Source organism: Mesorhizobium sp. NZP2298, assembly GCF_013170825.1.
Lineage (GTDB): Bacteria > Pseudomonadota > Alphaproteobacteria > Rhizobiales > Rhizobiaceae > Mesorhizobium.
The window spans coordinates 1,526,207-1,547,500 of sequence record NZ_CP033365.1 but is presented as its reverse complement, the minus strand read 5'-3'; the positions used below and the strand labels follow the sequence as shown (position 1 = coordinate 1,547,500).

Sequence of the window (21,294 nt, the reverse complement as noted above, 5' to 3'; positions counted from 1 at the left end):
CTACCCAACCGGCTTCCAACCGCGCAGATGAGTGGGGCGGTGCTCGCCACTGTCAAGCACCTTCTGCATTGCCTCCCAGGTCCTGATGTTCTTGTCGACATAGGCCGCGCCGACCGCGGCCGCGGCTCGGGCGTAGAGCGGTCCCTTGAGCCGTGCGAGTTCCCCGCGCGCGACCTCGCGGTACCAGGGGTTGCGGTCCCTGACGGTGACATCGGTAAAGCCCGCCTTGCGCATCGCCCGCGCGTAGCGCGCCGGGGAAGCCATGGCGAAGGACAGACCTTCGGCCGCGACATAGGCCTTCATCTCGGGCGAGGGTTCGCCGTCATGCCCGATCATCCAATTGGAAGCCGCAAAGATGCCGCCCGGCTTCAGCACGCGAAAAATCTCGGCGAACAACGCGTCCTTGTCAGGCACGTGCAGCAGCGCATCCTTGGAGAAGACGACATCGAAGGAGCGATCGGCAAAAGGCAGCGGTCCAGGAGGCGATTGAACAAAGCTGGCGCGATTTGCGAAGCCACGCGTCGCGGCTCGCTGTCTGGCCGCTTCGATCACCGGCTGTTCGACATCGAAGCCGGTGGCATGGGCGGCGCCGTGGCGCTCGACCAGATGCAAGGTGATGCCGCCGGAGCCGCAGCCGATATCGAGGACCGTCTTGCCCTTGAGCGAAAGCCCTTCGACCACCCGGTCGACCTCATCGGGACCGCCCGGCGACAGATATCCCTCGCCCCACAGCGCCTCGAGGAAGCGGATCGCGGTGTCGTCATACTCCGGCTCGGCATCTGCCGTTTCGATCATCAGCCCTCGATCCCCAATCGATGATTGCCCAGTTCGAACGCCGGCAAAGCCTAGCGCATGCCCGAGAAAACGCAACATCATTTGTTGAACATTCATTCAGAATGGCTGGACAGAATGGCCGATGCCATGCCAAATTCCGCATATTCGGGAAAAGATCACGCAAAAATGAACAGCGGGTCGCACTGGGCATTTCCAGGAAAAGTATGAGCGTTTTCCCGGGAAACCGCACAGCGCACGCCTTGGGAATTGCGCAGAAACAAAGAGACTGGCCACAATGAAAGCTTGGGACGCGATCGTTATCGGCGGCGGACACAACGGCCTGGTCAACGCCTGCTATCTGCAGCGCGCCGGGCTCGACGTGCTGGTGGTGGAGAAGAACGACTGGGTCGGCGGTGCCGCCACCAGCCGCGAGCTGACACCCGGTTTCCTCTATTCCAACTGCTCCTATGTCTGCTCGCTGTTCCGTCCCGAAATCATGCGTGACCTCGAACTGCCGCGCTTCGGCCTGCAGGTCATCTCCTATGAGGGCGGCGCGGTATTCACCCGCGACGGCGACTACCTCGCCAACTACCGCGACCATGATGCGCACCGGCGCGAATTCGCCCGCTTCTCGAAGCGAGACGCCGAAGCCTATGACCGCTACGCCCGCGACGTGACGCGGCAGTGCCGTTTCATTCAGCCGCTCTTGATGCGCACCGCGCCCGACCCGACCAGCCTCAAGCCGCGCGACCTCGGCGAGTTGCTCTATCTCGGCAGGAAGTTTGCCGGCCTGTCGGCGGAAGAAATGGCGCTGACGCTACGCTTCTGGACCATGTCGATCTCGGAATTCCTCGACGAGTATTTCGAGACCGATGTCATCAAGGCCAACTTCGCTCTGTCCGGCATCATCGGCACCGCGCTCGGGCCGATGTCGCCCGGCACAGCCTACGTGCTCTTGCATCACTATATGGGCGAGGTCGACGGCTCGGTCGGCGCCTGGGGCTATGCGCGCGGCGGCATGGGCGCGGTCACCAAGGCGCTGGCCGCGTCGTTCAAGGCCTCGGGCGGCACCATCCGCACCGGCGCCGAGGTCGACCATGTGCTGGTCCAACGCGGCAAAGCCAAGGGCGTGGTGCTGGCTGGCGGCGAGGAGATCTACGGCAAGCTCGTCGTCTCCAATGCCGATGTGAAGCGCACCTTCCTGAAGCTGGTCGAGGAAAAGGAACTGCCCGACATTTTCCTGCGCCGGGTCAGGAACTTCAAGATCCGCGGCTCCTCCGGCAAGGTCAACATCGCGCTCGATTCGCTGCCGGAATTCCCGGCGCTGCCGAAGGATTCGCCGGTCTATCGCGGCGACATGCATTTCACCGATTCGATGGAACGCATGGAGCGCGCCTATGACGACTGGAAGGCCGGGCGCTGGTCGGCCGATCCTTTCCTCGACATGGTGATCCCGACGACGCTCGACCCGACCATGGCGCCGCCGGGCAAGCATTTCATGAGCTGCTTCGTGCAATACGCGCCGCCCAAGGTGAACGGCCGCGAATGGACCGATGCCGATCGCGACGGCTTCGCCGAGAGCGTGATTGCGCAGATATCAGAGTATTCGCCAGGCTTCCGCGACCGCATCATCCACATGGAGGTGCGCACGCCGCGCGAGATCGAAGCCGAGGTCGGCCTCACCGAAGGCAACATTTTCCAGGGCGAACTGACCTTCGACCAGCTTCTGTTCAATCGCCCGGTGCCGGGCTACGCGCAATACCGCTCGCCGGTCGGCGGTCTCTATATGTGCGGCTCCTCCACCCATCCGGGCGGCGGCGTCATGGGCGCGCCCGGCCGCAATGCCGCTGCCGAAATCCTGCGCGATCTCGCCAAATCCACCTCGCATATGAGCCCGGCCCATGACGTCATTTGATGCACCAAGATGGGATGTGCTTGTCATCGGCGGCGGCCACAACGGTCTCGTCGCCGCGGCGACGCTTGGCAAGGCCGGCCGCAAGGTGCTCCTGCTGGAAGCGGGCAGCGAAACCGGCGGCGCCGCGCGCACCGAGGAACTCGCGCCGGGCTTTCGCGTCTCATCGATCGCCCATGTGCTGAACCGTCTGCACCCCGACGTGGTGAGGACGCTGGAGCTGGAGAAGCAGGGACTGCAATTTGCCCGCACGGACTTCCTGCCTTCGATCGCGCTGTCCAGGGACGGTCCAGCGCTGATGCTGCATGGTGCCTATGGCGAGGTGCTGACCGGCGCCAGTTCCTCCGAGCAGACCGCCTGGAAGGAACTGCGTGCGCAGCTGTTGCGCTATGCCGGCATCCTGAAACCCTTCCTCTCCCGCCGCGCGCCCGATCTCGCCGGCATGTCGCTGCTCGATACCGCGTCACTCGGCCAGACCGCGCTGGCGCTGAAAAAGCTCGGCAAGGAAGACATGCGCGACTTCCTGCGCGTGCTGCTCATGAACGTCGCCGACCTGCTCGACGAACAGCTCAAGGACGACAGGCTGAAAGGCCTGCTCGCCTTCGATGCGACGCTTGGCAGCCATCTCGGCCCGCGCTCGCCAACCTCGCTGCTCGGCCTCTACTATCGACTGGCGGGTGAGACCGGCGGTGCATCCGGTGCACAGATGCTGCCGCAAGGCGGTATGGGCGCCGTTGTCGCCGCCATCCGCGCCGCGGCGGAGATGGCCGGCGTCACCGTCCGGACATCGGCTTCCGTTGGAAAGATCATCGTCGAGAAAGGCCGCGCCATAGGCGTCACGCTCGACACCGGCGAGGAGCTGCGCGCCAGGACGGTCATCTCCGCCATCAATCCAGCGACAACCTTCCTCGATCTTGTCGGGCCGCGCGAGCTCGACACGGGCTTCGTGCGCAAGGTGAAGAACATTCGGATGAAGGGCGACGCGGCGAAACTCAATCTGGCGCTCGATCGGCCGCCGCAATTCGCCGGCGTCGATGCCGCCGGCCACAAGGGCAGGCTGGTCATCGCGCCTTCGCCCGATCATGTCGAACGCGCCTTCAATCCATCCAAATATGGCGAGTTCTCAGCCGAGCCGGTGATGGAGATCACCCTGCCCAGCCTCGCCGATCCGTCGCTCGCGCCTGATGGAGCCTGTGTGCTGTCGGCTGTGGTGCAATACGCCCCCTACGCACTGAAGGAAGGCTGGGAAACCGGCAAGCCGAAATTCCTCAAGGCAGTCATGGCTCAGCTCGAGGCTTACGCGCCGGGCATCGGCAAGAGCGTTGTCCATGCCGAGTTGCTGACGCCGGCCGATATCGACACGCGTTACCGCATGCCGGGAGGCCATTGGCACCACGGCGAATTGCAGGCCGACCAGATGCTGATCTCGCGTCCCGTCTCGGGTTGGTCCGGCTACGACACGCCGCTTGAAGGATTGTTCCTGGCCGGTGCCGGCTCGCATCCCGGTGGCGGTGTCTCCGGTGCACCCGGGCTCAACGCCGCGCGGCGTATCATCGCGATGAAGAGGTAGGTCATGGCCCAGGCAACCAGGAAGAAGCCCGTTGCAAAGACCGCCAGTGCGGCTGTTTCCGCGCGCATCGCCGCGCAAGGCCATTTCCGCACGCTGCGCCTCGGCACCCCGTTCCAGCCGCGCCTCGATACGCTGGCCAGGACTCAGGACTGGTATAACTGGGCGGGCTACCGCGCGCCACATTCGCTGTGGGACGAGGAGCTGGAATATTTCGCCATCCGCAGCCAGGCGGCGCTGTTCGACATCTCGCCGATGACCAAATACCGGATCGAAGGACCGGATGCCGAGGCCTTCCTCGACCGAGTGACCTTGCGCGACGTGACCAAGCTGAGACCTGGCCGTGTCCACTATACCGCCTGGTGTGACGACGAAGGCTTTGTGCTCGACGACGGCACGCTGTTTCGCCTGTCGCCGACGCGCTTTCGCCTGTGTTCGCAGGAGCGGCATCTGCCCTGGTTGCTGGACAGCGCCATTGGATTCGACGTCACCGTCGAGGAAGAAACCGAGGGCGTCGCCGGGCTCGCCCTGCAGGGGCCAACTTCCTTCGCCGTGCTGCGCGATGCCGGCTTCACCGGTGTCGAGAGACTGAAGATCTTCGACCTCGCCGAATTCGCCCATGACGGCGGCACCGTCACCATCTCGCGCACCGGCTTCACCGGCGATCTCGGCTACGAGTTGTTCGTGACCTCCGACAAGGCGCTGAGCCTGTGGGACCGGCTGATGAAAGCGGGCGAACTGCGCGGCATCCGTGCCATCGGCTACACGGCGCTGAATCGCGCGCGGCTCGAGGCCGGGCTGATCGTTGCCAATGCCGACTTCACCACCGCCGAACATGCCATCCGCGCCGATCGCCTGCGCATGCCCGACGAGATCGGGCTCGGCTTCATGATCGATCCGGAGAAAGGCCACTTCAACGGCCGCCGCGCCATCCTCGAAGCGCGCGCCAAACGCAGGCTGCGCCATGTGCTGGTCGGGCTGGAGATCGAAGGCAACATCCCCGCCGAACACGCCATCGTCTACCACAAGAAAAGCCAGGAGGTTGGCCTGGTCAGCGCCGCCATGTGGTCGCCGATGGCCAAGCGCAACATCGCCATCGCCTCGCTGGCGCGGCCCTATGGTGATACCATGGTGGACGACCTCTGGGTCGAGATCTACGCCATGCGCGAGCTGCAATATCAGAAGCTGATGAAGCGGGCCAAGGTGGTGGCACGGCCCTTCATAAAACTCGACCGCCGCACCGCCAATCCGCCGGCGGATTTCTGACCATGGCCGACGAAGCGGACAAGCAGCAAGAAGATGGGGAAGCCGCCGAGCAGTGGGACCTGGTCAACACGCCGCTCGGTGAAAAATGGTCCGGCCGCACGCGCTATGCCGCTGCCATGTTCTTCTACAAGCGCGACGAAATGAGCGCCGAGACACTCGAGGTCTACCGCATCTGCGCGCGGCTTGATTCCGAAGATCCACTGCCGATCATCCGCGATCGCGGCGTCGGCAGGGACTGGCTGAAGCGCATGGGCTTCGAATTCTAACCTATCGTTCTTTCGAGCATGCTTAGCCAGTTGCGATAGGCGATCTTTTCGATCAAGGCGCGGCCGAAACCGCGCGCTGCCAGCGCATCGATCAACTTCGGCAGGCCGGCGACGTCGCCGATGACCGCCGGGACCATGGCACCGTCGAAATCCGAGCCGAGGCCCACGCCATCCTCGCCCAGCGCCTGCAGCAGGGAATCGACATGGCGCACCATGATGTCGAGGCTGGTATCGGCATTCATGCGGCCGTCCTCGCGCAGGAACCCGGTGGCGAAGTTCAGCCCGACCATGCCGCCTGACTCGCGGATCGCGCCGAGCTGCCAGTCGGTCAGATTGCGCGAGTGGCCGCATATCGCATGCACGTTGGAGTGCGTGGCGACCAGCGGCGCATCGCTGAGCCCGGCGACATCGCGAAAGCCTTTTTCGTTGAGATGCGAAAGATCGATCATGATCTTCAGCTCGTTGCAGGCCTTGACCAGCGCCTTGCCGGCATCGGTCAGACCCGGACCCGTGTCCGGCGAGGACGGAAAGCGGAACGGTACGCCGTGGCCAAAGGCATTTGGACGGCTCCAGACGATGCCGAGCGAACGCAGGCCGGCGGCATGCAGCACATCGAGCATGGTGAGTTCGGGATCGATCGCCTCGACGCCCTCGATGTGAAAGACTGCGGCAACCGTGCCTTGCGCCATGGCGTTGCGCACGTCGCCGGCACTGCGGCAGACGGCAAGCGCCCCGGCCCTTTCCAGCCGGAACAGGATCGAAGCCATCGCAATCGTCGAATTGAGCGCATCGGCGCGCGGCACCTCCGGCGGCAGCGGCTCGCTGTCGCTGGGCGCCAATGGCACGGCACTTCGCCTGGCCTTCTCGACCGGCGGCGGGAAAATCGCGAACATGCCGCCGGCAAAGCCGCCGGCTTTCGCGCGCGGCAGGTCGATATGACCGCCCGATTTCCCCTCGATGAACAGCTTTTCGACGTCCGCGTCCTTGGACTGATAAAGGCGCAGCAACGTATCGTTGTGGCCGTCGAAGACGGGGACGAGGTCTGTTTCGGTCATCAGGGGATCATTCAGTTCGTTTGTCGGCACGGCGAGATATCATATCTAGGCAAGATATCCGGTCGCGGCAAATGACAAAGCCGACCGGCAGCGGGAGTTGCCCCTTTATCCCCCCGCTGCCGCCTGTGAACGAAGTGCCGCGCTCCCTACTGCTTCAGCACGTCGGCCCATTCCGGATGGCGGCGGAACTGGGCGTTGGCGAACGGGCAAAGCGGAATGATCTTCTTGCCCGCCGCGCGCGCATCCTCGACGGCGCGGGTGACCAGCCGAAGTCCGGCACCCTGGCCGCGAAACGCGTCCGGCACTTCGGTATGGTCGATGATGATCTGGTGCTCGCCAATCTTGGTGAAGGTCATCTCGGCCTCGGCGCCACCGGGGCCGCGCAGGACATAGCGGCCCTTGGAGCCGCGGTCTTCCAGTTCGATCTCAGGCAGTTGGTCGGGCATTTCTAGACTCCTTGCGCGACACCGGCAAAGAGCCGCCGCGCCGCTTCGATTTCATTTGGCCGCACCTCGTGCCCGCCTTCGTGCCACTCCACTGTGACATCGGCACCGTCGGCACGCAAATAGGCTTCGAGCCGCGTCGTCAGGTTCGGCGGGCAGATCGGATCGCGCTTGCCGGCGGTCAGCAGGATGTGTCGGCCGGCGAGGCTGCCCTCCACCTTTGGTTCGAACGGGATCAGCGGATGCATCAGCACCGTGGCGTCGAACAGACTTGGCTCGGCGAACACCACCGACGCCAGTATGTTGGCGCCGTTGGAATAGCCGAGGCCCAGCACCGCCGACGGCTTGGCCGCCTCGACATGCGCCTTGACGAATTCAGCCATCTTGCTCGTCCCCCGCGCCAGGTCGTCCATGTCGTAGACGCCCTCACCGGTGCGGCGGAAGAAGCGCGCCGCGCCGTGTTCCGACACATCGCCGCGCGGCGAGATGATGGTGGCCTGGGGCACGAGATCGCGCCCCGGCGACAGAAGCTGGCTCTCGTCGCCGCCAGTGCCGTGGAAGACGAAAAGCATGGGACCGCCCGCCGAACCGGGCAGCACCTTGTGGATGTAAGCGTCCTTGCTCATGATCTCAGCCTTCCAGCTTCTGCAGATGCTGCTCGAGATAGGGCCGCAGATGGTGATGCTGCGTCGGCAGCTTCAGCGCTTCGCCCAGATGCGCGGTGTCCTCGTCGCGGTCGAAACCGGGCTCGTTGGTGGCGACTTCGAACAACACGCCACCCGGCGTGCGGAAATAGATCGCCCAGAAGTAATCGCGATCGATCACCGGTGTCACCCCATAACCCGTATCCATCAACGCCTTGCGCACTTCGAGCTGCTTGGCGCGGTTCTCGACGGCGAAGGCGACATGGTGGACGGAGCCGGCGCCGAGATCGGCGAAGGCCGCGGTCGGCAGCGATTCGATATCGACGACATCGGCGCCATTGCCGTTCTTCACGGCCAGCCGCCTGACATTGCCTGATTTCTCGATCTCCTCGTAGCCCATGAACTTCAAGAGCTCTTCGGTGGCGCCGCCATCCTTCAGCCGAAGCGCAACCGAGTGGAAGCCACGGATCGCTTCGTCGGCCGGAACACCGCCCTTCACCCAAGGCGCACGGCTGTCTGCCTTGGCCTCGACGAGCGCGAAACCGTCTCCGTCGGGACCCGCAAATCTGAGCCGTTTCTCACCAAAGCTCTCCTCGCGGGAGACATCCGCCACGCCTTCGTCGGCGAAGCGCTTTTCCCAATAGGCGAGCGTGCCTTGCGGCACGGAGTAGACCGTGGTGCCGACTTCGCCGACGCCGCGGCGGCCCTTGCCGATGTTGGGAAACGGAAAATAGGTCATCACCGAACCGGGCGTGCCGACCTCGTCTCCATAATAGAGGTGGTAGACGTCGGGCGCATCGAAATTGACTGTCTTCTTGACCCGGCGCAGGCCGAGCTTGTGGGTGAAGAAATCATTGTTCCGGCGCGCATCCCCAGCCATGGAGGTGACGTGATGGAGGCCCTTGATCTGGTCGAGCATTGTCTTGCTCCTTCCCTTGTGTTTGTGCGGCCCTCGCCGCTGTCCACGCCAATATGAGGACACCACCACTTGCGGCAAAGGCGGCAAACGCAGAATGGACTGTGCTGTAAAAGTGAACAATCAAAAGAGATTTGTTCACCAATTAGGCAACGGAAGCGGCCTTGCGCCGTTGCCGGAAATCGTTTCCATGAGCGGCGTCGAACATGCAGCGAAAGGTATCGCGAGTGACAGGAAAAGCCAGGCGCCCCAACGTTCTCCTGATCACTTGCGACCAGTGGCGCGGTGATTGCCTGTCGGCCGCCGGCCACGCCGTGGTCAAGACGCCGAACGCAGATGCGCTGGCCGCCGAGGGCGTATTGTTCAAGCGTCACTATGGCGGCGCGGCGCCCTGTTCGCCCGCCCGTGCCTGCCTTTACACCGGCCTCTACCAGATGAACAACCGGGTCTGCCGCAACGGCTCGCCACTTGACGCCCGCCACGGCAACATCGCACTGCACGCGCGCGGCCTCGGCTACGATCCGACCCTGTTCGGTTACACCGACGTGTCGCTCGATCCTCGCTTGCTGGCTTCAGGCGATCCAAGGCTGAAAAGCTATGAAGGCGTCCTGCCTGGATTCACGGTGCGGCAACTGTTGCCCGAGGACCAGAAGCAATGGCTGTCCTGGCTGAAGCTGCGTGGCATCGATGCCAGCGCCGGATCTCCCGACATCCATCGTCCCGTGGACGAGGAAGGCGACGCCGACGCGGTGACCGAGACGCCGCCAATCTATTCCAAAGACCATACGCCGACGGCTTTCCTTGCTGGCGAGTTCATCCGCTGGCTCGGCGAGCAGGAGCAGGCCACGCCCTGGTTCGCGCATCTCTCCTTCATCAGCCCGCATCCACCCTTCATCGTCCCGGAGCCCTACAACACGCTATATGATCCGGCCGATGGCCCGGCGTTTCACCGCGCGGAGAGTTGGCGGGCTGAAGCGCAGAGCCATCCCTATCTCGCCTATGATCTTGGCCGCCAGAAACGCGCTAAGTTCCGTCCCGGCACGACAGGCAGGGTGCACGACTGGAGCGAGGACGATTTCCGCCGCATCCGGGCGATTTACTACGGCATGATTTCGGAGGTCGACGCACAGCTTGGCCGCATCTGGCAGGCAGTCAAGGTTTCAGGCGCCTGGGACGATACCATCATCATTCTCACCTCGGACCACGCCGAAATGATGGGCGATCATTTCATGCTGGGCAAGGGCGGCTATTTCGACGGCAGCTACCACATTCCGCTGATCATTCGCGACCCGCGACATCGCAAGGCTGCCGGCACCAGCATCGATCGCTTCACCGAAGCGGTGGACATCTTGCCCACGCTTGTGGACCTGCTTGGCGAGCCGCCCAAACCGCATCTCGACGGATGTTCGCTGAAACCATTCCTGAGCGGCGGAACCCCGGCTAGCTGGCGCGATGCCGCGCACTGGGAATTCGACTTCCGCTCGATAGCGGGCGGCGAGGCTGAAGCGCATTTCGGCATTGGCTCACGCCAGTGCAACCTGGCGGTCATCCGGACCAAGAAATTCAAATACGTGCATTTTGGCGGCGGCCTGCCGCCGTTGCTTTTCAATATCGAGGCGGACCCGGGCGAACTGACCAACCTCGCCACCAGCCCCGCACATCTGTCCACTCGCCTGGAATTCGCCGAGCGGCTTCTCGCCTGGCGGGCCGAGCATCTCGACCAGTCACTGGCGCTGGCGGAATTGACGGAAAATGGCGTGGTTGGCCATGTGAGCAAGGCAACAAGGGAATAGGACAGCAAGGCGATATGTTTGGGCCACCGGCACCGACGCCGACCCTACTGCCCTACTGCCCTACTGCCCTACTGCCCTACCTCACAATCATCCGCTGCTGGTCGCGCTTCTCGGCATAGCTGCCCTTGTCATAGGCAGTCTGCGCCTGCAGCTGTTCCTTGGTGAAGGTCGTATAGAGATACTTCTTGCCGTCCTTGTCGGTCATGAATTTGAGATTATCCAGGCCAACCGCGACCTCCTTCCCGCCGATGCCGAGGAAGCCGCCGACGTCGACGATCACGGCATCGGTTTTGTTGTCCGGCGTCAGCACGACATCGCCGATCTCGCCGACCTTGGCATCATTGGCGCCGTAGACCGTGGTGCCCTTGAGGTCGTCGGCCCTGATCTCGCCGACCGGCATCGCGGTCAGCGTGGACTTGTCGATGGCAGCCGTCTGCGTCTGGTCGGGAGCCGTCGCGGCCGGAGCCTCGGCTGTCTTGTCCGCCGGAGCGGCGGCGGAAGCCGTGGTCGCGGCCGGTGCAGTCGTCGAGGGTTCATTGGAAGCGGTCGTCGCCGGCGCCGGATCATAAGCCTTGCGGTTGAAATCCGGCTGCGCCTGCAGCTCTTCCTTTGTCGTCTGCGCCACCAGCCAGCGGTCGCCATTCTTCTCGGCCCACTGTGCCTTGCCGAAATCATAGGTGACATTCTTGGCGCCTAGACCAAGAAACCCACCCACGCCGATAACCAGGGATTCGGCCTTGCCTTCCTTGGAAAGCACGATGTCGTTGACGCTGCCGATATTCTGCGCGTCGTCACCGGTACCGTTGTAGACGGTCTCACCAATGATATTGGTGGCAAGGTTGCCGTCGGCGCGCTTCACCGGCTCGGCCGGGGTAGCATTCATGTCGACAGGTTTCTGCGCGGTATCGGTCGTGGCGGGCGCTGCGGGAGCTGTCGCATCCGTGGAAGCGGCTGGCGCTGGTGCGGGTCCATAGGGCTTGCTGTCGAACTCCGGATGCGCCGTCAGTTCTTCCTTGGTTGTCTGGGCAACCAGCCAGCGGTCGCCATTCTTCTCGGCCCACTGCAGCTTGTCGTAGTCGAAGGCGACATTTTTCGCGCCTACGCCCAGAAAGCCGCCGACGCCGATGACGACGGATTTCGCCATGCCATCCTTGTCGAAGACGACATCGCTGACCTTGCCGATGTTCTCGGCATCGTCGCCCGTGCCGTTATAGACGGATTCGCCGATGATGTTGGTGACGATGCTGCCTTCGGCGCGCGGCACCGGTGCAACTGCGGCCGGCTCCTGAACGGCAGGTGCGTCCGCTGGAGCCGGGGTCGTCGCGCTCTGTGCGAAGGCACCGGTCGCGATCAGCGTTGCGAGTGCGGTCGTGGCTAAAAGGGTGCGGATCATGTTAGTCTCTCCTCGTGCGTCATTTCGTGCACGCCGCGCCCGATTGAACCGTCGCTGGGAAGATCGGGCGTGGCATCTCCACGGGTTCACAACGTCGTGACCATGCTGTTGTTCCGACAAAATTGGCCAGGATTCGAGCGGTTGCGCGGCGGCTTGAGAACATGCGCAGAATTGCACCGCTCCAATGGAACCTTTCCCGGACCGCCACGTTGCAGCCTGCGGCTGGGCTTCGCCCCGGCACGTTTTGACTGACAAACGGAGCGGGGCATGAAATTTGCGGCGGTGCTGAACCGGGACGGCGGCACCTTGCGCACCACCGACCTCGCCGCCCTTTCCGACAAGATGCGCCAGACGCTGGAGACGGCAGGCCATTCTCTCAGCATCGATGTCGTTGCCGGCAAGGACGTTGTGGAAGCCCTCGACAGCGCCGCCTCGCGCCGCACCATCGATGTCGTGCTCGCCGGTGGCGGCGACGGAACCATTTCAGCCGCGGCCGCCAGGCTGATGGGCAAGAAGAAGGCGCTGGCCATATTGCCGGCCGGCACCATGAACCTGTTCGCACGCGGTCTCGGCATTCCGCAGTCGCTAAATGCCGCGCTGGACTCCTTCGCCGACGGCGAGATCATCGCGGTCGACATGGCCACGGCCAATGGCCAACCCTTCGTCCATCAGTTCTCGATCGGCATGCATGCCAAGATGGTTCAACTGCGCCAAGGCATGGAATTTGGGTCGCGCCTGGGCAAGATCGGAGCTTCGGCCAAGGCGGCATGGGCGACGATCAAGAATCCGCCTGCGATGAACGTGACGCTCGCCATCGGCGACGCCGAGATGACGGCGCGCATAACAGGCATCGGCGTCACCAACAACCTGTTCGGCGAGGGCCACCTCCCCTATGCGGACAACCCTTCGGGCGGCGTGCTCGGCATCTATGTCACCGTGGCGCAGCAGCGCGCCGAACTGGTGAAGTTCTTCTTCAACGTGGCGCGCGGCAAATGGCGGGACAATGAACATGTGGAAATCCATCAGTCCGACCGCACTGTCCTGAAAATCCATTCCGGCAGCAGGAGGTTCCGCGCCGTCATGGATGGCGAACTCGTCCGGCTCGATCGTGAAACGACCATCGAGATCAAGCCTCGTGCGTTGAACGTCCTGGTGCCCGCCAGCATCGCCGAGGCAAAGGCCGCCTGATGCTATCCCGAACCATGACGGCCGTGAATCCAGAGCATTGTTCCGACGCCATTCCGGACGGAAAGCCGCTTCAAGCTTTTCCTGGAATTGCGCTATCCGCTCGGCGCACTTCCCTGCTCCGTCGCCGGTGTCTTGGCCACCTCACCATAGATTTCGGCGATGCCCCAGGCAGCGATAGCCAGGAGCAGCGCGGCGATCAGGATGCGCAGGCCGTGCCAGCCCCATCGGCCCTGTCGCGCCTTGTCTTCGGGAATGATCTTGGTCATGGCCGATCCTTGTTACGTTCTGCGCTTGTTGGCGCACTCGGCAAAACATGGTCGGGTAACGGTTCCCTGCTAGGATGGTTCCGGGAAAGCGAGCCCGTGGCGGGCCGGTTGGTTGGCAAGTCGGCGAATACCGGCATGGGCATTGGGGATTGGGGTGAATAGCAAGGCGGAAATAGGGTCGAGCCTGCCGGCCGAGGTCGCGCGCTCGATAGAGGACGAAGACCGGCTGGCCGTGCTGCACGGGCTGGAGATGCTGGATACGGCGGCCGACCCGGATTTCGACCGCATCACCGGCCTTGCCGCATCCGTGATGCAGGTGCCTGTCGCCCTGGTGACGCTCGTCGATGTCGATCGGCAATGGTTCAAGTCCTGCTTTGGTCTCGACGAGACCGAAACCTCGACCGACATCTCCTTCTGTGCCCACGCCATCGCCGCCGGCGACGATCCCATGGTGGTGACCGACGCGGCGACAGATCCGCGCTTCAAGGCCAATCCGCTGGTCACCGGCAGGCACCATTTGCGTTTCTACGCCGGCGCGCCGATGCTCGTGGCAGGCGCCAGGATCGGCACGCTGTGTGTGCTCGACCGCAAGCCACATGCCTTTCCGTCACAGGCCAAGCTCGACCAGTTGAAGACGCTGGCAGGCCTTGCCGCCAGCCTGTTTACCTTGAAGGATGCGACCCGCAGCGGCGCCATCGCCGAGGCAGCACTTGCGCGCGAGGAGAAGCGGCGTGCCATCGCGCTCGACGCTGCATCGCTGGCCAGCTGGGCATGGGATGTCCGCACGGACATCATCGAATGCGATGTCCGATTGTCGGAATTGTTCAACCTGCCGCGTTCGACCCGGCTGCGGGCACGTGACATCCTGACCGCCATCGATCCGCGCGACGTCTATCAGACCGAAACCCGCTTTCGAGACGCCTTGACCGGCAGCGACGATTATTTCGGCGAATACCGGGTGAAAGACTTTCATCCGCCGCGCTGGGTGGCCACGCGCGGCAGCGTCATCGAGCGCGACGGCGACGGCAAGCCGACGCTGATCTTCGGCGTCAACTACGACATTTCCGAACGCAAGCTCGGCGAAGAGCGGCAGCGGCTCCTGCTGCGCGAACTCAACCACCGCGTCAAGAACACGCTGGCGACCGTCCAGGCGCTGGCGACGCAGACCGTTCGCCATGCCCGCCAGCCGAGTGAATTCCTCGAGGCGTTCAGCGCCCGGCTTCAGGCATTGGGCATCGCCCACAATCTCTTGTCCGACCGCGAGTGGCGCGGCATCGGCATCCGCGAACTCGTCCAGATCGAGATCAGGCCCTTTGACACCGACGACCAGCCGCGTATCACCATCTCCGGCGCCGACCTTTTGCTGTCACCCGATCAGGCCGTCGGCCTCGGGCTCATCCTGCACGAACTGGCCAGCAATGCGCTGCAATATGGATCCCTGTCGGTTGCATCGGGCAAGGTTGATCTCGACTGGAAGACACAAGGCAGGAAGGGCGACCGGCGCCTGGTGCTGACCTGGCGCGAAAGCGGCGGCCCTGAAGTCGCCCCGCCGCAGCGCCATGGCTTCGGCTCGATTCTCATCCGCCGCAGCCTGGCCAAGGTCATTTCAAGCGAAGTCACCCATGAATTCCGGCCCGAGGGCGTCTTCGCCGAAATATCGATGCCGCTGGAAGATCTGTCCAAGTGACGGATCTGATCCAGGGCAGGAGCGGCGGCGTCATGTCCCGTGCCCTGCATCCGGATCGTCGGGCTTCGTATTCTCGCGGTATATGGCATAGGCGGCGAGTGCCACGGCCGGACCCAGAATAATGCCGAGGCCGCCCTTTCCCTTGAGCAAGGCCGGCAGCACGGCAAGTGCGGCCGTGATGCCGATCGCCTTCATATCGGCGTTGCGCCGCCGAGCCTCGCGGCGAGCACGGGCGCCAGACATCAAGCGATGGACGAGAAGAACGAGGCCGGCGACCACCAGGAAGCCGATACCGAAGCCAAGCGCCGCCGCGAACGATCCATAGCGGGCCGCGGCCCAGATATAGGCTGCCCCAACCAGAAAGCCGAGACCGCACAAAGCTGCCAACGCGGCAAGCGCATAGATGATGGCCGCCGTGCGCGCGCGGCGTATGGCGGCCACGGTCTCACCCGAGGCGAAACCCGAAAGCAGGGATGCCAGCAGTCCCATCTGGGGCGGATCTAGCGACGCGCGAGCAGCGCGAAGAGGAAGCCGACGCCCGCTGCGATCGCCAGCGACGTCACCGGCTTTTCGCGCACGCTCGCCACCATCTGTGCTTCGATATCCCTGGCATTGCCGCGCAGGCTGTCGAAGGCCGCTTCCCCTTGGGCACGCAACTGCTCGACGCCCTCGGCAGCTGCACGGCGCGCCGTGCCATAGCCGTGTTCGCCGGTCTTGGCCAACTGCTTGGTAAGCTTGTCGATATCAGCCTTCAGCTGCTTGATGTCGGCTTCGAGGTCCGAATTCGTCCGCGCTTCGTTGGCGGTCTTTCCTGCGGCGGTTGCCATTGCTTAACTCCTTGTGATTGCTCGATTTCAAACGCGCCTTGCGTCTCAAGGTTCCGGCATCGGGCTAAACTAGCCGAAAACGCGCGCGTACGCACCAGTCACCAAACCATGACGAGAGGCGCGCGTCGTCAGATCAGTGGGCGACGCCCCTCGCCCAACCCTTCCCAGCCGGCGAGTTGCTTGAGCCCTTCAGTGTCGACCACCTCGCAACCGCCATCCCGCCAAAAGATCAGCTTGCGGTCCATCAGTTTGCGGATCGTCTTGTTGGTGTGAACCAGCGACAGGCCAAGCGTATCGGCGATGTGCTGCTGCGTGATCGGAATCTGGATGGATTGCTTGCCGTTCAGCCCGACGACCTTGGCGCGGCTGGCTATGAAGGCAATCAGATAAGCGGCGCGCTCGATCGCGCTGCGGCGGCCGACGCTGAGCAGGTTCTCGTCCAGCATGCGTTCTTCGCGCGACGCGATCCAGGTGATGTCGTAGCCGAGGCCCGGATGGTTGCGGTAGAGTTCGTGCAGATTGTCGCGTTCAAAAACGCAAAGCAGCATCGGCGACAAGGCCTCGACGGAATGCTGCATCTCGCCCATGACGCTGCCTTGCAGGCCGATGAGATCGCCGGGCATGAGATAGTTGAGGATCTGTCGTCTGCCGTCCGGCAATAGCTTGTAGCGGAACGCCCAGCCGGACAGTACGGTGTAGAGATGGGCGCTATGGCTCCCCTCCACGAGCACCGTGGCGCCCTTGTCGACCGCGAGTTCGCCCTTCTTGAACTTGCTGATGAAGGCCAGTTCCTGATTTTCGAACTCGCGGAAAACCGGCAATGGCCGTAGAGGACATTTCTCGCAAGGATATTGTCGGCTCGATGAAGCACGCCCGTTCTGCCCTGGCATTTCGACCCCTCTTCGAAAGCCTGCCGGTCAGCAGGTATCCTTAAACGTTTTGCCGGAACCGGAGTTCCGGGTTGAAAGGCATGTCTTTTTTAAATGACAACACACCCAATTGCGATCATGACTCCCGGCGTTTCAAGGAGCCTTCACCTGTGATGCCCACATTGCTTGACGGATTGCGGATTCTTGTCCTGGAGGACGAATTCCTCATCGCCATGGATGTCGAGCAGCTTTGCCGCGACCACGGTGCGCGGGAGGTGGTGATAGCCCGAGACCTGGCCGAGGTCGACGGCGGAAAGGTCGCGATGCAGTTTGACGCGGCCATTGTCGATCTGATGCTGGGCGGCACGTCGACGCTCGAATTCGCCGCCGGCTTGCGGGAAACAGGCGTCCCTTTCGTGTTTGCCTCCGGTTATTCGGATGCGGACGAGATCAAGGCGTCCTTCCCGGGGGTGAGGCTGGTCACCAAACCCTATTCAGGCGAGGATCTCGTCGAAGCGGTGGCGCGGGCCTACGGACGCGGCTCTGCGGGGTGAGATCGATACAGCTGCGTTCGAATCCGCTCGCGGAACCTTACGTCAATGCGCCGCGGTCCCCGTGACCTGAGCCGAGATCGCATCGGGACCATATTCGTCCTCGCCGGAAATCTTCAGGATTTCCTGCAGGCGCGTGCGGGCCCTGCTGACGCGGCTCTTGATCGTTCCGACCGCGCAACCGCAGATTTCGGCGGCCTCCTCATAGGAGAAGCCCGATGCACCGATGAGGATGATGGCCTCGCGCTGGTCTTCCGGCAATTGCTCGAGAGCGCCACGAAAATCCTTGAGGTCGAGTTGGCCGTGCTGGGCGGGATGCACCGCGAGCCTGGCTGTCATGATGCCGTCGCTGTCCTGAACCTCGCGGCCGCGTTTGCGCATCTGCGAGTAGAATTCATTGCGCAGGATCGTGAAAAGCCATGCCTTGAGATTCGTGCCGGGCTGGAAGCTCTCATGCTTGTCCCAGGCCTTGACCAGCGTTTCCTGGACAAGGTCGTCAGCCTTGTCGGCATTCTGAGTCAGCGACACGGCAAAGGCCCGCAAGCTCGGGATTGCCCCAAGCAGATCGGTCTTGAAGCCTTGGGAGACCGCGGCCATGCCTCAGTCCTTCTTCTGTGCGGGTTCGGTCTGTTCCAGCTGGCTAAGCAACTGGGCAAAGCGATCCGGCACATCATCCGAGACCAGCTCGTCATAATATTGCTTGAGTTTGCGTCCGATCTCGGAGTTCGGCCCCAGAGGGTCGCCGACACCGTTCCGGCGCCTGTCCTCGGCGCCAGCCACAATATCTTTCGTCATATCCTTCATTTCGCCCTTATATTCCCAGCGTTAGGCCGCTCATACTCAACTCAATACAAGGCGAGCGGCACCCTCGTCTGGTTGCCCATCCCGACACCAAACGCCGTTCCCGCCTATTCGTTCCATATCGGCCGGAACTTTTTCACAAAACCCGCGTTGTATTAGCGGGGCTTGCAATCAGCTTGACCTGCAAATCCAGGCAATCACGTCATTCTGAGGGAGACGTTTTACCATGAGTTTATCCGCCACCATCGCACCGCATCTGCCGTTCCTGCGCCGCTTCTCGCGCGCTGTCTCGGGATCGCAAGAGAGCGGCGACGCGCTGGTCGCTGCGATGCTTGAGGCCATCATCGCCGACATCGACATCTTCCCCGAGGCATCGAGCGACCGCATCGCTCTGTACAAGGTTTTCGCCAAGCTGTTCACTTCCGTCGCCATCCGCGTGCCGCAGGAACAGGCGCAATCGGCGTGGGAGCAGCGCGCCGCCGCCAATCTCAATGCGATCGCGCCGCTGCCCCGCCAGGCTTTCCTGCTGGTTGCCGTCGAAGGCTTCAGCGAGGACGAGGCGGCCGAGATTCTCGATGTCGGCGACCAGCAATTCTCCGAACTGCTTGCCCAGGCAAGCAATGAGATTTCCCGCCAGGTGGCGACCGACGTGCTCATCATCGAGGACGAACCGCTGATTGCCATGGACATAGAGGAGATGGTCGAGAGCCTCGGTCATCGTGTCGTTGGAACGGCGCGCACGCATGCCGAGGCGGTGACGATGTTCGGCAAGACGCGGCCGAAGATGGTGCTGGCCGACATCCAGCTCGCCGACGGCAGTTCGGGCATCGAGGCGGTCAACGAGATCCTGTCGTCAACCTCGGTGCCGGTTATCTTCATCACCGCCTTCCCCGAGCGGCTCTTGACCGGCGAGCGCCCCGAACCGGCCTTCCTGGTGACCAAGCCGTTCAATCCCGATATGGTCAAGGCACTGATCAGCCAGGCGCTGTTCTTCGACCGCCAGGCAAAGGCCGCCGCATAGGTTCGCTGTTTTCCAGCACGAATATTCCAGAATCAGAGGCCGTCCGACGCGATGCGTCGGGCGGCCTTTTGGCAGCCGAGACCGTCATTCCTGAATTTCGCTATCGGTTCCGCCTCTAACGGTTTGCAAGCATCGTCTTTTTCGGCAAATGGTGGAACAAACCGCATCCACCCACGTTTTCCCTGCACCATTCGGAAGGAGATGAACCATGCTTTACTGGGCGCTTGTATTTCTCGTCGTGGCAATCATTGCCGGCGCGCTTGGTTTCGGCGGCATCGCCGGCACGTCCGCCGGTATAGCGCAGATATTGTTCTTCATCTTTCTCGCCTTCCTGGTCATTTCGCTTCTGGCCGGCCTGTTCAAACGGGCGTGAGGGCGAGCGCTTCTCCGAGCGAACACTGGAAGCCGCACCCCTCAAACGGTTTCCAGCCACCGCCGGGCGGTATCCCTCCAAGGGACACCGTCCGGCGGACCGCTTTAGAGGGGCAGGTTCTCGGGACATTTCATTTTGGAACCCATTCGACAGTGAGCCGTTCAGCCTGAGTTGGGTGGACAGATAGACCGATGCGCTCCAGGACTGCAGATAAAACGGAAGGCGCACGGAGCGATGAAGTCATCGCCTTGCATCCGGCTGAAAGTGGCATGCAGCTTGGCCGTGCCCTTCTCCACGCACTGCACAATGCAGGCATTTCCGTCCTCTATCAGGATCGCGACATGAAGACCGTGTGGGCTCGCAACATGCGTGCGCCCTGGGCTTCGGACAATTCCGACGGCAACGGCATCCTGCCGACGGCGCAGGCCGACCGGATCAGCGCCGCCAAGCGCGATGTGGTTGCGACCGGCAATCCGGAGCGCCTTGAAATCAGTGTTCCGGTCGAGAATGGCGTCCGCTGGTTTCAGGTTTGGGTCGATGCCGATCGGGGCGACGCCGGTGACGTGCAGGGTGTCGTCACCACCATGGTCGAGACGACCGAGCAGAAGCGGCGCGAACAGACACTGACAACGCTGCTGCGCGAGGTCAGCCACCGCTCGAAGAATCTCCTGGCGATCATCCAGAGCATCGCGAGCCAGACCGGCCGCTATTCAGATGGCATCGGCGACTTCCTGACGCGCTTTCGCGGCCGGCTGCAGTCCCTGGCCTCCTCACAGGATCTCGTTACGTCCTCGAACTGGCGCGGTGCGGCGCTTCATGAACTGGTGACGAGCCAGGTTGGCCGCTATGGGACGAACACACCGCACAGCCTTCGCTTCCGGGGTGCTAACCCCTACCTCAATCCCAACGCCGCGCTTCATATCGGCCTGGCCATGCATGAGCTCGCCGTAAACTCGGTCAGCTACGGCGCTCTGTCCCGGCCGGATGGATTTGTAGAGGTAACCGCCGATCTCAACACCGCCGCGACCGGTGAGGTTACACTCTCGCTGACATGGGCCGAAGCCATCGGAGTCAATGGCGGTCGGGGGACGGAGAAGCGCTTCGGCAGCGTCGCGCTGGAGCGGGTGGTGCCGACATCCCTGAGCGGAACCGCGACCCTCGACATCACGGATGGCCGCCTCGAATACCGCCTCGTCGTCCCACACAGCAATTTCGAGGCGCAGTGAGCGGCTCGCGGCAAGCAACGACCTTAACCAGCCGTTCACCATAAAAGCGGATGGTTTTTTACCCAGACACCGCCGGAACCTGTCCAGCCTTCGGACATTGTTGGCAGCAGGACTTCAGACGGTAGGGGAGGATTGTTTTGACGGTTGCCGACATCAACAGATTGGAACAGGCCGCCCGTATTTCGATGGGCGAATTTCTGGATGCCGAAGCTGCCGCGGAAACACGCCCTCATGCACGTCACGGCTTGATGAAAGGGATCGGCCTGACGCTGGCCGCGATAATACTCCTGGCCGCTCTGTTCCAGTTGACCTGACCCGAAGTCCTGCTCGCCCTCCCCGGCGCTCTCGGCTGGAAGCCGCTAACTTTGCCCAGGTCCCAGGCCGGCTTGTCGCTGGCAGCCTCTGGCCGTGCGGAAACTCAGTTCTTCACACCGTCATTATTTGCTTGTCCTTGTG

Annotated in this window: 24 protein-coding genes; 12 read left to right on the top strand and 12 right to left on the bottom strand. The window is 62.9% G+C overall.

Annotated features, from left to right (window positions below; translation table 11 throughout):
• Nucleotides 1-795: a class I SAM-dependent methyltransferase gene (locus tag EB231_RS07525; protein WP_172348260.1), complete on the bottom strand. Its 795-nt coding sequence runs from the start codon at nucleotides 793-795 to the stop codon at nucleotides 1-3.
• Between the two features lie 274 nt (nucleotides 796-1,069).
• On the opposite strand from EB231_RS07525, the gene EB231_RS07520 reads away from it, so the two are divergent.
• From EB231_RS07520 to EB231_RS07505, 4 genes are read left to right on the top strand one after another with little or no spacing between them, the layout of a single operon-like run.
• Nucleotides 1,070-2,689, top strand: a complete 1,620-nt coding sequence (locus EB231_RS07520; protein WP_172348259.1) for a phytoene desaturase family protein — start codon at nucleotides 1,070-1,072, stop codon at nucleotides 2,687-2,689.
• Nucleotides 2,676-4,256, top strand: a complete 1,581-nt coding sequence (locus tag EB231_RS07515; protein WP_172348258.1) for a phytoene desaturase family protein — start codon at nucleotides 2,676-2,678, stop codon at nucleotides 4,254-4,256. The genes EB231_RS07520 and EB231_RS07515 overlap by 14 nt, the downstream gene beginning before the upstream one ends.
• A 3-nt stretch (nucleotides 4,257-4,259) precedes the next feature.
• The gene (locus EB231_RS07510) at nucleotides 4,260-5,519 is read left to right on the top strand and encodes an aminomethyltransferase family protein (protein WP_172348257.1); all 1,260 of its coding nucleotides are present in this window, start codon (nucleotides 4,260-4,262) and stop codon (nucleotides 5,517-5,519) included.
• A gap of 2 nt (nucleotides 5,520-5,521) precedes the next feature.
• Nucleotides 5,522-5,785, top strand: a complete 264-nt coding sequence (locus EB231_RS07505; RefSeq protein ID WP_172348256.1) for a hypothetical protein — start codon at nucleotides 5,522-5,524, stop codon at nucleotides 5,783-5,785.
• Here EB231_RS07505 and EB231_RS07500 read toward each other — a convergent pair.
• From EB231_RS07500 to EB231_RS07485, 4 genes are all read right to left on the bottom strand, one after another.
• Entirely contained in the window at nucleotides 5,782-6,840 is a 1,059-nt protein-coding gene (locus EB231_RS07500; RefSeq protein WP_172348255.1) for a dipeptidase, read from the bottom strand. The two genes, EB231_RS07505 and EB231_RS07500, sit on opposite strands and share 4 nt — an antisense overlap.
• A 146-nt stretch (nucleotides 6,841-6,986) precedes the next feature.
• Nucleotides 6,987-7,286 carry a GNAT family N-acetyltransferase gene (locus EB231_RS07495; protein WP_140772677.1) on the bottom strand — a complete coding sequence of 100 codons (300 nt, stop codon included), beginning with the start codon at nucleotides 7,284-7,286 and terminating at the stop codon, nucleotides 6,987-6,989.
• Between the two features lie 2 nt (nucleotides 7,287-7,288).
• On the bottom strand, nucleotides 7,289-7,909 hold the full coding sequence (locus tag EB231_RS07490; protein WP_172348254.1) for an alpha/beta hydrolase: 621 nt from the start codon (nucleotides 7,907-7,909) through the stop codon (nucleotides 7,289-7,291).
• 4 nt (nucleotides 7,910-7,913) lie between these two features.
• Nucleotides 7,914-8,846 carry a VOC family protein gene (locus EB231_RS07485; protein WP_172348253.1) on the bottom strand — a complete coding sequence of 311 codons (933 nt, stop codon included), beginning with the start codon at nucleotides 8,844-8,846 and terminating at the stop codon, nucleotides 7,914-7,916.
• A gap of 224 nt (nucleotides 8,847-9,070) precedes the next feature.
• On the opposite strand from EB231_RS07485, the gene EB231_RS07480 reads away from it, so the two are divergent.
• On the top strand, nucleotides 9,071-10,636 hold the full coding sequence (locus EB231_RS07480) for an alkaline phosphatase family protein (protein ID WP_246740891.1): 1,566 nt from the start codon (nucleotides 9,071-9,073) through the stop codon (nucleotides 10,634-10,636).
• Between the two features lie 76 nt (nucleotides 10,637-10,712).
• On the opposite strand, the gene EB231_RS07475 is transcribed toward EB231_RS07480, so the two are convergent.
• Entirely contained in the window at nucleotides 10,713-12,029 is a 1,317-nt protein-coding gene (locus tag EB231_RS07475) for a PRC-barrel domain-containing protein (RefSeq protein WP_172348251.1), read from the bottom strand.
• A gap of 267 nt (nucleotides 12,030-12,296) precedes the next feature.
• Here EB231_RS07475 and EB231_RS07470 point away from each other — a divergent pair, with 267 nt between their 5' ends.
• Nucleotides 12,297-13,217: a diacylglycerol/lipid kinase family protein gene (locus EB231_RS07470; RefSeq protein ID WP_172348250.1), complete on the top strand. Its 921-nt coding sequence runs from the start codon at nucleotides 12,297-12,299 to the stop codon at nucleotides 13,215-13,217.
• Between the two features lie 92 nt (nucleotides 13,218-13,309).
• Here the strand turns inward: EB231_RS07470 and EB231_RS07465 are convergent, their stop codons facing one another.
• On the bottom strand, nucleotides 13,310-13,483 hold the full coding sequence (locus EB231_RS07465; protein ID WP_081295025.1) for a hypothetical protein: 174 nt from the start codon (nucleotides 13,481-13,483) through the stop codon (nucleotides 13,310-13,312).
• Between the two features lie 154 nt (nucleotides 13,484-13,637).
• On the opposite strand from EB231_RS07465, the gene EB231_RS07460 reads away from it, so the two are divergent.
• The gene (locus EB231_RS07460; RefSeq protein ID WP_172348249.1) at nucleotides 13,638-15,170 is read left to right on the top strand and encodes a sensor histidine kinase; all 1,533 of its coding nucleotides are present in this window, start codon (nucleotides 13,638-13,640) and stop codon (nucleotides 15,168-15,170) included.
• Between the two features lie 30 nt (nucleotides 15,171-15,200).
• Here the strand turns inward: EB231_RS07460 and EB231_RS07455 are convergent, their stop codons facing one another.
• The 3 genes from EB231_RS07455 to EB231_RS07445 form a co-directional block, all read right to left on the bottom strand.
• The gene (locus tag EB231_RS07455; RefSeq protein ID WP_172348248.1) at nucleotides 15,201-15,659 is read right to left on the bottom strand and encodes a hypothetical protein; all 459 of its coding nucleotides are present in this window, start codon (nucleotides 15,657-15,659) and stop codon (nucleotides 15,201-15,203) included.
• 11 nt (nucleotides 15,660-15,670) lie between these two features.
• Entirely contained in the window at nucleotides 15,671-15,997 is a 327-nt protein-coding gene (locus EB231_RS07450; protein ID WP_140772693.1) for a DUF883 family protein, read from the bottom strand.
• A 128-nt stretch (nucleotides 15,998-16,125) separates the two neighbouring features.
• Complete coding sequence (locus EB231_RS07445) at nucleotides 16,126-16,887, bottom strand: Crp/Fnr family transcriptional regulator (protein WP_172348247.1); 762 nt, start codon at nucleotides 16,885-16,887, stop codon at nucleotides 16,126-16,128.
• Between the two features lie 80 nt (nucleotides 16,888-16,967).
• On the opposite strand from EB231_RS07445, the gene EB231_RS07440 reads away from it, so the two are divergent.
• On the top strand, nucleotides 16,968-17,420 hold the full coding sequence (locus EB231_RS07440; protein WP_140772841.1) for a response regulator: 453 nt from the start codon (nucleotides 16,968-16,970) through the stop codon (nucleotides 17,418-17,420).
• Nucleotides 17,421-17,462: 42 nt separating this feature from the next.
• On the opposite strand, the gene EB231_RS07435 is transcribed toward EB231_RS07440, so the two are convergent.
• On the bottom strand, nucleotides 17,463-18,014 hold the full coding sequence (locus EB231_RS07435; protein WP_010911883.1) for an RNA polymerase sigma factor: 552 nt from the start codon (nucleotides 18,012-18,014) through the stop codon (nucleotides 17,463-17,465).
• A 3-nt stretch (nucleotides 18,015-18,017) separates the two neighbouring features.
• Nucleotides 18,018-18,221, bottom strand: a complete 204-nt coding sequence (locus tag EB231_RS07430) for a NepR family anti-sigma factor (protein WP_172348246.1) — start codon at nucleotides 18,219-18,221, stop codon at nucleotides 18,018-18,020.
• A gap of 223 nt (nucleotides 18,222-18,444) precedes the next feature.
• Here EB231_RS07430 and EB231_RS07425 point away from each other — a divergent pair, with 223 nt between their 5' ends.
• The 4 genes from EB231_RS07425 (at nucleotide 18,445) to EB231_RS07410 (ending at nucleotide 21,152) form a co-directional block, all read left to right on the top strand.
• Entirely contained in the window at nucleotides 18,445-19,239 is a 795-nt protein-coding gene (locus EB231_RS07425) for a response regulator (RefSeq protein ID WP_027059087.1), read from the top strand.
• Nucleotides 19,240-19,447: 208 nt separating this feature from the next.
• Entirely contained in the window at nucleotides 19,448-19,612 is a 165-nt protein-coding gene (locus EB231_RS07420; RefSeq protein WP_027031438.1) for a DUF1328 domain-containing protein, read from the top strand.
• 191 nt (nucleotides 19,613-19,803) lie between these two features.
• The gene (locus EB231_RS07415) at nucleotides 19,804-20,838 is read left to right on the top strand and encodes a sensor histidine kinase (protein ID WP_172348245.1); all 1,035 of its coding nucleotides are present in this window, start codon (nucleotides 19,804-19,806) and stop codon (nucleotides 20,836-20,838) included.
• Between the two features lie 137 nt (nucleotides 20,839-20,975).
• Nucleotides 20,976-21,152: a hypothetical protein gene (locus tag EB231_RS07410; RefSeq protein WP_172348244.1), complete on the top strand. Its 177-nt coding sequence runs from the start codon at nucleotides 20,976-20,978 to the stop codon at nucleotides 21,150-21,152.
• Nucleotides 21,153-21,294 lie beyond the last annotated feature (142 nt).